Origin of the sequence: Ensifer adhaerens, assembly GCF_000697965.2 — a bacterium.
Lineage (GTDB): Bacteria > Pseudomonadota > Alphaproteobacteria > Rhizobiales > Rhizobiaceae > Ensifer > Ensifer adhaerens.
This window is the reverse complement of record NZ_CP015880.1, coordinates 2,255,873-2,268,551: the sequence shown is the minus strand read 5'-3', so window position 1 is coordinate 2,268,551 and position 12,679 is coordinate 2,255,873. Positions and strand designations below refer to the sequence as shown.

Below are 12,679 nucleotides of genomic sequence, written 5' to 3'. Positions count from 1 at the left end.
TGGAGAGAGGGAATGGTGACGGATCAAGGCGGAGGTGTTTCTGAAGCCGAAGGCGGACCGGTTCGTCACATTCCCGTTCTCTTGCCCGAGGTGCTTGCGGCTCTCGAGCCCGCGCCCGGCAAGGTCATCCTTGATGGCACTTTCGGTGCCGGTGGCTACAGCTCCGCAATCCTCAAGGCCGGTGCCGACGTGATCGCGCTCGATCGCGACCCGACGGCGATTGCCGCAGGGCAGGCGCAGGTCGCCGAGTGGGCCGGCCGGCTGAAGCTCGTTCATGCACAGTTCTCCGATCTTGCTGCCCATGCGCCCGAAGGCGGGCTCGATGGCGTCGTGCTCGATATCGGCGTTTCCTCCATGCAGATCGATGAGGCCGAGCGCGGCTTCTCCTTCCAGAAGAAGGGGCCGCTCGACATGCGCATGTCGGCTTCGGGCGTTTCGGCGGCCGATGTCGTCAATCGCGCCAAGGTCTCTGATCTCATCCGCATCTTCGGCTTTCTCGGTGAAGAGAAGCAGGCCGGCCGCATCGCGCGTGCGATCGAGAAGCGCCGGGCCGAGCAGCCCTTCGAAACGACCCGCGATCTTGCCGGCCTGATCGAGGTGGTGACGCCGCGCAAGGCCAAGGACAAGATCCATCCCGCCACCCGCGTCTTCCAGGCGCTGCGCATCTTCGTCAACGACGAGCTCGGCGAACTGGCAGAGGCGCTGTTTGCGGCCGAGCGAGCGCTGAAGCCCGGCGGCCGTCTTGTCGTCGTCACCTTCCATTCGCTCGAAGACCGCATCGTCAAGGCCTTCTTCCAGGACCGCTCCGGCAAGGCCAGCGGCTCGCGTCACCTGCCGATGGTGTCCGCGCGTGCCGCAACCTTCACGCCAGTTGGCAAGCCTATGGTGGCAGCCAGCGAGGAAGAAGCGTCCCTCAATCCGCGCGCCCGCTCTGCCAAGCTTCGCGCCGGTATCCGCACGCAAGCCGCGTCGCCGGGAAACGATCTGTCCATTTTCAATCTGCCGGAACTGGCAAGCCTTGCACGGCTGGGGGGCTGACAAGACATGCTTCGAACGTTCGATATCGTTCTGATCGTCGTCATGACGGCCGCGGCCACGGTGACCTATACGATCAAGCACCGCGCCGAAAACAAGCTTGAGGAAGTCCGCAAGCTCGACGTGGCGATCAAGCTCGAGGAAGACACGATCGATCTGCTGCGGGCCGACTGGGCGCTTCTGACCCAACCGAACCGCCTGGAGCGCCTCGTCGGTGCCTTCGGAGCCGACCTGCAACTCGTGCCGACCCCCTCGACACAGCTCGCCCAGCCGCAGGAACTGCCGATGCTGAAGGCCGATCTGCCCGTGCCCGAGGACAAGTCGGCCAAGGATGGCATCGCTGCCATCATCGAAAAGACCGATAAGATCGCAACTGGCTCGGTGGCGCGCTGATGTCGTTTCTCTCCCGCATCATGGTGTTGAAAAGCAAGGCGCACTTCTCGGCGGGCGGCAACAACCGACCGGCTGAAAGCGGCGTCAACGTCACCTTTCAGGGGACGCGCAAGAAGACCACGAACCAGGCGAAGAACCGCGTCGCCATCGTGATCGCCAGCTTCGGCATCGTCTATGCCGTCATCGGCGGCCGCCTGGTGCAATACGGCATGGCGGCACCCGAAACCGTTTCCAGCATCGGCCGGGCCGACAACCTGATGGCGTCGCGCCCCGACATTCTCGACCGCAACGGCGAGATCCTCGCGACCGACATCCGCACCGTCTCGCTCTATGCCGAGCCGCACAAGATCGTCGATGCCGACGAAGCGGTCGAGCGGCTGTCGACGGTGCTGCCCGACATCAACGCCCGCGAAATCTACAACAAGCTGAAGTCGAAATCGCGCTTCCAGTGGCTGCGCCGGCAGCTGACCCCGAAGCAGCAGTCGGAGATCCTGGCGCTCGGCATTCCCGGCGTCGGCTTCCGCCCGGAAAAGCGCCGCTTCTATCCCGGCGGCCACACCGCCGCGCATATCCTCGGCCACGTCAACATCGACAACCGCGGCGTTGCCGGCATGGAGCGCTACATCGACAGCCAGGGGCTGGCCGACCTTGCCGCGATCGGCATGACCAGCGACGCCAAGCTCGAGCCGGTGAAGCTTTCTATCGACGTGCGCGTGCAGAACATCGTGCGCGACGTCATCGACGCCGGCATGAAGAACTACCAGGCGCTCGCCGCCGGCGCCGTCGTGCTCGACGTGCATACCGGCGAAGTGCTGGCAATGGCGTCCGTTCCCGACTACGACCCGAACAAACCGGCCGAAGGGGCGGAAGAGGGCTGGATGAACCGCATGTCGAACGGCACGTTCGAAATGGGCTCCACCTTCAAGACCTTCACCATCGCCATGGGCCTCGATTCCGGCAAGGTGACGCTCAACGACAGCTTTGACGCCTCGGCGCCGATCCGTATCGGCGGCTTCACCATCAAGGACTTCCACGGCAAGCGCCGCGTGCTGACTGTCCCGGAAATCTTCCAGTATTCGTCGAACATCGGCACCGCGAAGATTGCCGATCTCGTCGGCATTCCCGGCCACAAGGAATTCCTGACGCGCCTCGGCCTGCTTTCGAAGCTGCCGACCGAACTGCCGGAAGTGAAATCCCCGACGCAGCCGCGCGAATGGAAGAAGATCAACTCGGTCACCATCTCCTTCGGTCACGGCGTCTCGACGACGCCGCTGCAGACGGCGGTCGCGGGTGCTGCACTCGTCAACGGCGGCAAGCTGATCGAACCGACCTTCCTGCCGCGCACCGAGGAGCAGGCCGACGCCGTCTCCACATCGGTGGTCAAGAAGAGCACCAGCGACGACATGCGCTTCCTGCTTCGCTGGAACGGCATTGCGGGCTCCGGCAAGCGCGCACTGGTGCCGGGCTTCAACGTCGGCGGCAAGACCGGCACGGCCGACAAGGTGGTCAACGGCCGCTATGCCAGCGACCAGAACTTCAACGCCTTCCTCGCGGCCTTCCCGATCGACAACCCGAAATACATCGTGCTGACCTTCATCGACGCGCCGAAGACCGGCGAGGGTGGCGGGCGCACCGCAGGCTCGAACGCGGCTCCCATGGTTCGCGACATCATCAGCCGCTCTGCGCCGCTGCTCGGTGTCGAACCAAAATTTGGAGAAGACGGTTCTGCCTTGCTTGTGTCTTATTAGACATGAAATGAGAAAGCGGACGATTCGCGATTCTTGCGGATCGAAATCGATGCGAGACGTGCGTTCATGAAGATCAAAGACCTGGCGGGATCGAGCTTCCCGGAACTTTCGGCGCAACTGAGCGGCGCTGCCGCCGATATCGACGTTGCCGGACTGACGGCCGATAGCCGGCAGGTTCAGCCAGGGGATCTCTTCGTCGCCGTTTCCGGCAGCAAGGCCAATGGCAGCGCCTATGTCGCCGATGCCCTGAAGCGCGGCGCGGTCGCCGTCGTCACCGAAGCTGGCTCAGACGTCGACACTTCGGCAGCGCCGGTCCTGAAGCTTTCCGAACCTCGCGCCTTTCTCGCCCGCGCTGCCGCTGCCTTCTATGGCCGCCAGCCGGAAACCATGGTCGCCGTCACCGGCACCGCTGGCAAGACCTCGGTCGCCTCCTTCACCCGCCAGGTCTGGGCGCATTCCGGTCTTGCAGCCGCGATGATCGGCACGACCGGCGTCGTCGCACCCGGGCGTAACGATTACGGCTCGCTGACGACGCCCGATCCGGTGTCGCTGCACAAGCTGCTCGCCGAACTTGCCGATGCCGGCGTCACCCATGCGGCGATGGAGGCCTCCAGCCACGGCCTCGACCAGAGCCGGCTCGACGGCGTGCGCCTGTCGGCTGCCGCCTTCACCAATCTCGGCCGCGATCACATGGACTACCACCCGACGGTGGAGCACTACATGGCCTCCAAGATGCGGCTGTTCGAGGCGCTGTTGCCGAAGGGCGCGCCCGCGGTGATTTTTGCCGACGACCAGTGGTCGGACCAGGCGATCGCTGCTGCCCGCAAGGCCAAGCTCGACGTGCGAACGGTCGGCCGCAAGGGCGATTACATTTCTCTGAAGCGGGTCGAGCACTTCCGCCACAAGCAGTCGGCCGAAGTGCATGTCGGCGACGACATCTTCGAAATCCACATTCCGCTTGCCGGCGACTTCCAGGTGGCCAATGCGCTCGGGGCGGCCGGCCTTGCCATGTCCACCGGCATCAGCGCCAAGGCTGCCTTCTCCGCGCTTGAAAAGCTGCAGGGGGCCTCCGGTCGTCTTGAACTGGTCGGCCAGACCAGGGACGGCGCGCTCGCCTATGTCGATTACGCCCACAAGCCGGATGCGCTGGAAAACGTGCTCGCCTCGGTGCGGCCGTTCACGACCGGCCGCGTCGTCGTGGTGTTCGGCTGCGGCGGCGACCGCGACAAGGGTAAGCGCCCGATCATGGGCGAGATCGCCACCCGGCTTGCCGACGTGACGATCGTGACCGACGACAATCCGCGCTCGGAAGTGCCCGATGTGATCCGCGCCGAAATCATGGCGGCGGCCAGGGGCGCCATCGAAATCGGCGACCGCGCCACGGCGATCCGCACGGCGGTCGGCATGCTGAAGACCGGCGACACGCTGATCGTCGCCGGCAAGGGGCACGAGGAGGGGCAGACGATCGGCTCCGTCACGTTGCCCTTCTCGGATCACGCGGAGGTCCGCAAGGCATTGGGAGGCTTGTGATTTGAACTGGCTCTGGACAAGCAGCGATCTCCTGGCCGCCATGAATGGCCGGCCGGTCGGCAATCTGCCTGAAGGCATCTCGGGGATCTCCATCGACAGCCGCTCGATCGGCAAGGGCGAAGCCTTCTTCGCGATCAAGGGTGATCGCGTGGATGGCCACGACTATGCGGGTATCGCGCTCGCCAATGGCGCCGCGGTGCTGGTCGTCAGCGAAGGCAAGCTGCCGGCGCTCGGACGGCTGAATGCGCCGATGATCGTCGTCGACGACGTGCTCGAAGCGATGATCCGGCTCGGCTGTGCGGCGCGCGACCGCAGTGCCGCCAAGATCATCGCCGTCACCGGTTCGGTCGGCAAGACGACCACCAAGGAGATGTTGCGCCACGTGCTTCAGCCGCAGGGCCGCGTACATGCGTCGGTCGCCTCCTTCAACAATCACTGGGGTGTGCCGCTGACGCTTGCGCGCATGCCCGAGGCAACCGATTTCGGCGTCTTCGAAATCGGCATGAACCATCCGGGCGAGATCCGGCCGCTGACCGCCATGGTGCGCCCGCATGTGGCCATCGTCACCAGCATCGCTGCCGCCCATCTTGGCAATTTCGAGAGCCTCGACCAGATCGCCGAAGCCAAGGCCGAGATCTTCGAAGGCGTCGTCAATGGCGGCCACGCGCTGATCATTCACGACAGCCCGCAGTACAAGCTGCTCGAAGACGCCGCGGCAGCGGCCGGCGTCAGCCACATCCATTCCTTCGGCGCCAACCCGAAGGCCGAATTCCGGCTGGTTGAATTCAGCGGCGGTGCGGAGGGTTCCATTCTCTGGGCCGGCATCGGCGGTCGCACGTTGGAAGTCGCGATCGGTGCCCCCGGGCGTCACATCGCCGAGAATGCCGTTGCGGTTCTCGCAGCGGTGAAGCTTGCTGGCGGCGATCTCGACTATGCGGCTTCGGCGCTCGCAACCATGCAGGCCGAAACGGGCAGGGGCCGGCGCCACACGCTTTCGATCGGCGGCGGTACGCTGAAGCTGATCGACGAGAGTTACAACGCCAATCCGAGCTCGATGCGGGCGGCAATTTCGCTGCTGCGCGACAGCGAGCCGCCGGTCGGCGGCCGTCGTGTCGCCGTGCTCGGCGACATGCTCGAAATGGGCGAACACGCGGCCGAGGTGCATGCGGCCCTTGCCCGTCCGCTCATCGAAGCCGGTATTACCGATGTCTGGCTCGCCGGACCGCTGATGGCGCACCTGCGCGACGCGCTTCCGCCCGAAGTTTCGGTGATCTATCGCGAGAGCGTTGAGGACCTCAAAGCCTATGCGCTGGCCGCTGTCGCGCCGGGCGACGTTGTCATGGTCAAGTCGTCCAAGGGAACCGGCTGCGCCAAGATCGTGCAGGCGCTGATCGAGAGCTATCCGGAGACGCAAGCCGAGGAATACGGGGCCGAGGGAACCGAAGCCGAGGGGTAGCCGGCGTAATAAAAGCCGGCGGAACCGCCCATGATGGCGCGGTGGATACAGTTTGAGGTTAGGCGGCGCGCCCTAACACTTTCGCATGCAAGCGCGTATCGTTTTTCAGATGATTCTGTTGGACGTGTTTCGAAATACTACGGCGCCGCGTCTCCCGGGGCGGGAAAGCTTCGCTGTAACACTTTAAACTGCTGCATCATTGTGCAGGAAACCTTTGGGGAAAGGTCCCTTATGCTCATTTGGCTTGTGGAACTGGCGGACCACTTTCAGTTTTTCAATCTTTTTCGCTACATCACGTTCCGCACCGGCGCGGCGCTCTTCACGTCGGCCATGATCGTCTTCCTCTTCGGGCCCGCGATGATCGCCTCGCTGCGCATCCGCCAGGGCAAGGGCCAGCCGATCCGCGCCGACGGGCCGCAGACGCATTTCAAGAAGGCCGGCACGCCGACCATGGGCGGCCTGATGATCCTGGCCGGCATCGTCGTCTCGTCGCTGCTGTGGGCCGATCTGTCGAGCGTCTACGTGGTCTCGACGCTGCTCGTCACGCTCGGCTTCGGCGCCATTGGCTTCTATGATGATTACCTCAAGGTTACGAAGCAGTCGGACAAGGGTTTTTCCGGAAAGGCACGCCTCGGCATCGAATTCGTGATCGCGGCGATCGCCGTGTTCTTCATGATGCAGGCCTCGCTTTCGGGCGGTCCGTCCGGCTCCACTTTCGGCTCCTCCGTCACTTTCCCCTTCTTCAAGGACCTGATCGTCAATCTCGGCTATTTCTTCGTGCTGTTCGGTGGCTTCGTCATCGTCGGCGCCGGCAATGCCGTGAACCTGACCGACGGTCTCGACGGTCTTGCGATCGTGCCTGTGATGATCGCCGCTGCCGCCTTCGGCCTGATCGCGTATCTCGCTGGTAACGCCGTCTTCGCCAACTATCTGCAGATCCATTTCGTGCCCGGCACGGGCGAGCTTGCCGTCATCCTCGGCGCTGTCATCGGCGCCGGCCTCGGCTTCCTCTGGTTCAATGCGCCGCCGGCCGCCATCTTCATGGGCGACACCGGGTCGCTGGCGCTTGGCGGCCTGATTGGCACCGTTGCCGTCGCCGTCAAGCACGAGATCGTCATGATCATCATCGGCGGCCTCTTCGTCATGGAGACGCTGTCGGTCATCATCCAGGTCTTCTGGTTCAAGCGCACCGGCCGCCGCGTCTTCCTGATGGCGCCGATCCACCACCACTTCGAAAAGAAGGGCTGGACCGAGAGCCAGGTCGTGATCCGGTTCTGGATCATCGCCGTCATCCTGGCGATGGTTGGCCTCTCCACCCTCAAGCTGCGGTGAGCGGACGATGATCCCGGTCACTTCCTTCAAGGGCAGGAAAGTCGCTCTCTGCGGTCTCGGCGGTTCGGGCCTTGCGACCGCGCAGGCGCTCGTCGCCGGTGGTGCCCAGGTTACCGCATGGGACGACAACCCGGATAGCGTCGCCAAGGCTTCGGCCGCAGGCGTGCCGACGGCGGACCTGCGCACCGTCGACTGGGCGGCCTTTGCCGCCTTCGTGCTTTCGCCCGGCGTGCCGCTTACGCATCCCAAGCCGCACTGGACTGTGGATCTTGCCCATGCGGCTGGTGTCGAGATCATCGGCGACGTCGAACTTTTCGTGCGCGAACGCCGGGCGCATGCGCCCGATTGCCCCTTCATCGCGATAACCGGCACCAACGGCAAATCGACGACGACGGCGCTGATCGCACATATCCTCAAGGAAAGCGGCCGAGACACGCAGCTCGGTGGCAATATCGGCACCGCGGTGCTGACGCTTGATCCTCCGAAGGCCGGGCGCTTCTACGTGGTCGAGTGCTCGTCCTACCAGATCGATCTGGCGCCGACGCTGAACCCGACGGCAGGCATTCTGCTCAACCTGACACCCGATCATCTCGATCGCCACGGCACGATGCAGCATTACGCCGACATCAAGGAACGGCTGGTCGCCGGTAGCGGCACGGCAATCGTCGGTGTCGACGACAGTTTCTCGGCGCTGATCGCCGATCGGGTCGAGCGCGCCGGCACCAGGACCGTGCGGATCTCCCGTCGCCATGTGCTGGCAAGCGGCCTCTATGCCGAGGGCTCGCGCATCCTGAAGGCTGAAGGTGGCACTTCCGGCCTGTTCGTCGATCTCGACGGCATCCAGACGCTGCGCGGCGGTCACAACGCCCAGAACGCAGCCGCGGCCATCGCGGCCTGCCTTGCGGTCGGCGTCAGCGCGGCGGAAATCCACGCCGGCCTGAAGAGCTTCCCCGGTCTCAAGCACCGCATGCAGCCGGTCGGCCGCAAGGGTACGGTGGTCTTCGTCAACGACAGCAAGGCGACCAATGCGGATGCGGCGGCGCCGGCGCTTTCGAGCTATGACCGCATCTACTGGATCGCCGGCGGTCTGCCGAAGGAAGGGGGCATCACGACGCTTGCACCCTTCTTCCCGAAGATCGCCAAGGCCTATCTGATCGGCGAGGCCGCACCGGCTTTCGCCGCGACGCTTGGCGAAGCGGTTCCCTATGAGATCTCGGGCACGCTGGAGCAGGCGGTAGCGCATGCCGCGGCCGATGCCGGCAGGGACGAGACGGGCGGCTCGGCGGTGATGCTCTCACCGGCTTGCGCAAGCTTCGACCAGTATAAGAACTTCGAGGTACGCGGTGATGCCTTCGTCGGCCATGTGCGCGCGATCGAAGGCGTGACGATGCTGATTTGATCCCTCGGCCGGCGCGCATGCGTGCCGGTCGATGCGGAAGGTGGTGCGGGATTTCGGACGTGGGCGCGATGGGCGCCGGAGAAGGGGACTGACAAGATGGTAAGCCGAGCCGAACGTGGCCCCGTGGCCGACTGGTTCTGGACGATCGACAGGTTCTTTCTGGCGACCTTCATCCTGTTGATGGGCGTCGGCTTCATGCTGTCCTTTGCGGCGAGCCCCGCGGTTGCCGAGCGCATCGGCCTCGACAGCTTCCACTTCGTCCGGCGTCACGCACTCTTCCTTCTGCCGTCGCTGGTGGTGATGGTGGGGATTTCCTTCCTCTCGCCGCGCCAGGTCCGGCGCGCGGCGATTCTGCTTCTTGCCGGTTCGCTCGGCATGATGGTGCTGGTGCTCTTCATCGGCGAAGAGGTGAAGGGCTCGATGCGCTGGATTTCGCTCGGTGGGATTTCGATCCAGCCGTCGGAGTTCATGAAACCGGCCTTCGTCGTCGTCTGTGCCTGGCTGTTTTCCGAACATGCGCGCCAGCCGGAAATCCCCGGTAATCTCTTTGCCATCCTGCTCTTCGGCATCGTCGCGGCCCTGCTTGTCGCCCAGCCCGACCTCGGCCAGACGATCCTGACCACCGCCGTCTGGGGCGGCATGTTCTTCATGGCCGGCATGCCCTGGCTCTGGATCATCCTGCTTGGCGGTGCGGCCCTCGGCGGCTTCTTCGTCGCCTATACGTTGCTGCCGCACGTGGCCGCGCGTATCGACAAGTTCCTGACGGGCGAAGGCGACACCTTCCAGATGGATACCGCCCGCGAGGCGATCATCCGCGGCGACTGGTTCGGCCGGGGCCCGGGCGAAGGCATCGTCAAGCGCATCATCCCGGACAGCCATACCGACTTCGTCTTTTCCGTTGCCGCCGAGGAATTCGGCATCGTCTTCTGCATGGTCATCGTGCTGATCTTCGCCTTCCTGGTGATGCGCGGCCTCAACCATGCCTTCCGCGAACGCAACGACTTCAACCGGTTCGCCGTTGCCGGCCTGGTGCTTCAGATCGGCATCCAGTCGATGATCAACATCGGCGTGAACCTCGAACTGCTTCCGGCCAAGGGCATGACCCTGCCGCTGATCTCCTATGGTGGCTCGTCCATGGTGGCGATCTGCGTCACTGCCGGCTTCATCCTGGCCTTGACCCGTCACCGCCCGGAGAAGCGCGCCGTGGAGCGCAGCCTGTTTCGGTCCGGCATTGGCGTGCCGGCGGAGTAAAATATGACTAAAGGCATCATCCTGCTTGCCGCCGGCGGTACCGGCGGCCATCTCTTTCCGGCAGAAGCGCTGGCCCACGAGCTGAAGGCCATGGGCTATTCGGTGCATCTGGTCACCGATAGCCGCGCCGAACGTTATGCCGGCAAGTTCCCGGCCGACGAGGTTCATGTCGTGCCTTCGGCGACAATCGGCTCGAAGAACCCGGTCAGCGTCGTCAAATCGCTCTGGACGCTGTGGAGCGGCATGCGCGCGGCGAGAAAGCTGATTGCCCGGCTGAAGCCCAAGGCCGTCGTCGGCTTCGGTGGCTACCCGACCGTGCCGCCGCTCTTGGCGGCAACCGGCATGGGTGTGCCGTCGATCATCCACGAGCAGAACGCCGTCATGGGCCGCGCCAACAAGGCGCTGGCCTCGCGCGTCAAGGCGATCGCCGGTGGCTTTCTTCCGGAGGGCACGGGCGCCTTTGCCGCGAAAACCGTGACGACGGGCAACCCCGTTCGCCCGGCGGTGCTAGCCGCCGCCAACACGCCCTATGTGTCGGCTGTCGGCGACGCGCCATTCCATCTCGTCGTCTTCGGCGGCAGCCAGGGCGCACAGTATTTTTCCAAGGCAGTACCGCAGGCGATCTGCCGTCTGGACGACGAGGTTCGCCAGCGATTCAAGGTCACGCAGCAGGCCCGGCCGGAAGACAGGGACGGCGTGATCGCCACCTATGAGAAGCTCGGTGTGCCCGCCGAGGTCTCGCCGTTCTTCACCGATATGGCCGAGCGCATCGCCGGCGCTCAGCTCGTCATTTGCCGCTCCGGCGCCTCGACGGTATCGGAGCTTGCGGTCATCGGCCGGCCGGCGATCCTCGTGCCCTATCCCTATGCGCTCGATCACGACCAGGCGGCCAATGCAGCCGCCCTTGCCGCCAAGGGTGGCGCACGCGTGATCGCGCAGGCCGAACTCACCGCCGACCGTCTCGCCGGCATCCTCAATGATGCGATCGCCAAGCCGCAATCGCTCGCGGAGATGGCGGCAAATGCCCGGGAAACCGGCAAGCCGGACGCAGCAAGCTTGCTTGCATCCCTCGTAGAGGCTATTGCCAGCGGTTTGACAGTCGAGAAATTCAGGGAAACACGCTCATGAAAATGCCGAAAACCATCGGGCTGGTCCATTTCATCGGTATCGGCGGCATCGGCATGAGCGGCATCGCCGAGGTGCTGCACAATCTCGGACACAAGGTCCAGGGTTCCGACCAGTCCGACAGTGCCAATGTGCAGCGCCTGCGCGCCAAGGGCATCGAGGTCTTCGTCGGCCACAAGGCGGAAAACCTCGGCGAAGCAGAGGTGATCGTCGTTTCGACCGCGATCAAGAAGGACAATCCGGAACTGATCGCCGCGCGCGAGAAGTTCCTTCCCGTCGTGCGCCGCGCCGAGATGCTGGCCGAGCTCATGCGCTTCCGCAATGCGATCGCGATCGGCGGCACGCATGGCAAGACGACCACGACCTCGATGGTCGCAGCGCTGCTCGAGGCCGGCGGGCTCGACCCGACCGTCATCAACGGCGGCATCATCAATGCCTATGGCACCAACGCCCGAATGGGCGAGGGCGAGTGGATGGTGGTTGAGGCCGACGAATCCGACGGCACCTTCCTGAAGCTGCCGGCTGACGTTGCAATCGTCACCAATATAGACCCGGAACATCTCGACCACTACGGCAATTTCGATGCCGTGCGCGCCGCGTTCCGCCAGTTCGTCGAGAACGTGCCCTTCTACGGTTTCGGCGTGCTCTGCCTCGACCATCCGGAAGTGCAGACCATGGTCGGCAAGATCGAGGACCGCAAGGTCGTGACCTACGGCGAGAACCCGCAGGCCGACGTGCGCTTCCACAACATCCGCATGGACGGCGCCACCTCCGTCTTCGACATCGAGATCCGCCGCCGGCGCACCGGCCAGGTGATCCCGATGAAGGACCTTCGCCTGCCGATGCCCGGCCGCCACAACGTGTCCAATGCGACCGCGGCGATCGCCGTTGCGCAGCGCCTCGGCGTCAGCCCGGAAGCGATCGCCAAGGGGCTTGCCTCCTTCAGCGGCGTCAAGCGCCGCTTCACGCTGACCGGCGAGACGAACGGCGTGCGCGTCTATGACGACTACGGCCACCATCCGGTCGAGATCAAGGCGGTGCTGCGCGCCGCGCGCGAGGCCTGCCGGGGCCGAATCATCGCCGTGCACCAGCCGCACCGCTACTCGCGCCTTTCGAGCCTGTTTGAAGATTTTTCGGCCTGCTTCAACGATGCCGACACGATCCTGATCGCGCCTGTCTATGCGGCCGGCGAAGACCTCATTCCGGGCGCAACGGCCGAGGAACTGGTCGATCGCATCAAGGCGGGTGGCCATCGCGACGCCCGTTACGTCTCCGGTCCGGAGGCAATCGCGCCGGTTGTCAGCAAGATTGCACAGCCCGGCGATTTTGTGGTTCTCTTGGGGGCTGGCAGCATCACCTACTGGGCGGCTGCCCTGCCTAAGGAACTCGCGGATATTTCAGGAAATTGAG

The 12,679-nt window shown here is 64.5% G+C and carries 10 protein-coding genes; all 10 read left to right on the top strand.

The genetic code is table 11. From position 1 onward, the window contains the following. Nucleotides 1-12 precede the first annotated feature (12 nt). The 10 genes from rsmH to murC all read left to right on the top strand — a co-directional run bounded on the left by rsmH (nt 13) and on the right by murC (nt 12,678). Entirely contained in the window at nt 13-1,038 is a 1,026-nt protein-coding gene (rsmH, locus tag FA04_RS10990; protein ID WP_034792418.1) for a 16S rRNA (cytosine(1402)-N(4))-methyltransferase RsmH, read from the top strand. Nucleotides 1,039-1,044: 6 nt separating this feature from the next. Next, a complete protein-coding gene (gene ftsL, locus FA04_RS10985) occupies nt 1,045-1,428 on the top strand; it encodes a cell division protein FtsL (protein WP_034792423.1) in 384 nt (127 codons plus the stop codon). Beyond that, complete coding sequence (locus tag FA04_RS10980; RefSeq protein ID WP_034792437.1) at nt 1,428-3,176, top strand: peptidoglycan D,D-transpeptidase FtsI family protein; 1,749 nt, start codon at nt 1,428-1,430, stop codon at nt 3,174-3,176. Before ftsL ends, FA04_RS10980 begins: the two co-directional genes overlap by 1 nt. A 66-nt stretch (nt 3,177-3,242) precedes the next feature. Continuing rightward, a complete protein-coding gene (locus FA04_RS10975; protein WP_034793597.1) occupies nt 3,243-4,706 on the top strand; it encodes a UDP-N-acetylmuramoyl-L-alanyl-D-glutamate--2,6-diaminopimelate ligase in 1,464 nt (487 codons plus the stop codon). A 1-nt stretch (nt 4,707) separates the two neighbouring features. Continuing rightward, nucleotides 4,708-6,162 carry a UDP-N-acetylmuramoylalanyl-D-glutamyl-2,6-diaminopimelate--D-alanyl-D-alanine ligase gene (locus tag FA04_RS10970; protein WP_034792439.1) on the top strand — a complete coding sequence of 485 codons (1,455 nt, stop codon included), beginning with the start codon at nt 4,708-4,710 and terminating at the stop codon, nt 6,160-6,162. Between the two features lie 231 nt (nt 6,163-6,393). Beyond that, complete coding sequence (gene mraY, locus FA04_RS10965) at nt 6,394-7,494, top strand: phospho-N-acetylmuramoyl-pentapeptide-transferase (RefSeq protein ID WP_034792441.1); 1,101 nt, start codon at nt 6,394-6,396, stop codon at nt 7,492-7,494. A 7-nt stretch (nt 7,495-7,501) separates the two neighbouring features. After that, on the top strand, nt 7,502-8,893 hold the full coding sequence (murD, locus tag FA04_RS10960; RefSeq protein ID WP_034792444.1) for a UDP-N-acetylmuramoyl-L-alanine--D-glutamate ligase: 1,392 nt from the start codon (nt 7,502-7,504) through the stop codon (nt 8,891-8,893). A gap of 96 nt (nt 8,894-8,989) precedes the next feature. Next, nucleotides 8,990-10,144, top strand: coding sequence for a putative lipid II flippase FtsW (gene ftsW / locus FA04_RS10955; protein ID WP_034792447.1), 1,155 nt, complete (start codon nt 8,990-8,992; stop codon nt 10,142-10,144). 3 nt (nt 10,145-10,147) lie between these two features. Further along, nucleotides 10,148-11,272 (top strand): undecaprenyldiphospho-muramoylpentapeptide beta-N-acetylglucosaminyltransferase, encoded by a 1,125-nt coding sequence (murG, locus tag FA04_RS10950; protein WP_034792449.1) that lies wholly within the window; start codon nt 10,148-10,150, stop codon nt 11,270-11,272. After that, a complete protein-coding gene (gene murC / locus FA04_RS10945; protein WP_034792455.1) occupies nt 11,269-12,678 on the top strand; it encodes a UDP-N-acetylmuramate--L-alanine ligase in 1,410 nt (469 codons plus the stop codon). The genes murG and murC overlap by 4 nt, the downstream gene beginning before the upstream one ends. Nucleotide 12,679 lies beyond the last annotated feature (1 nt).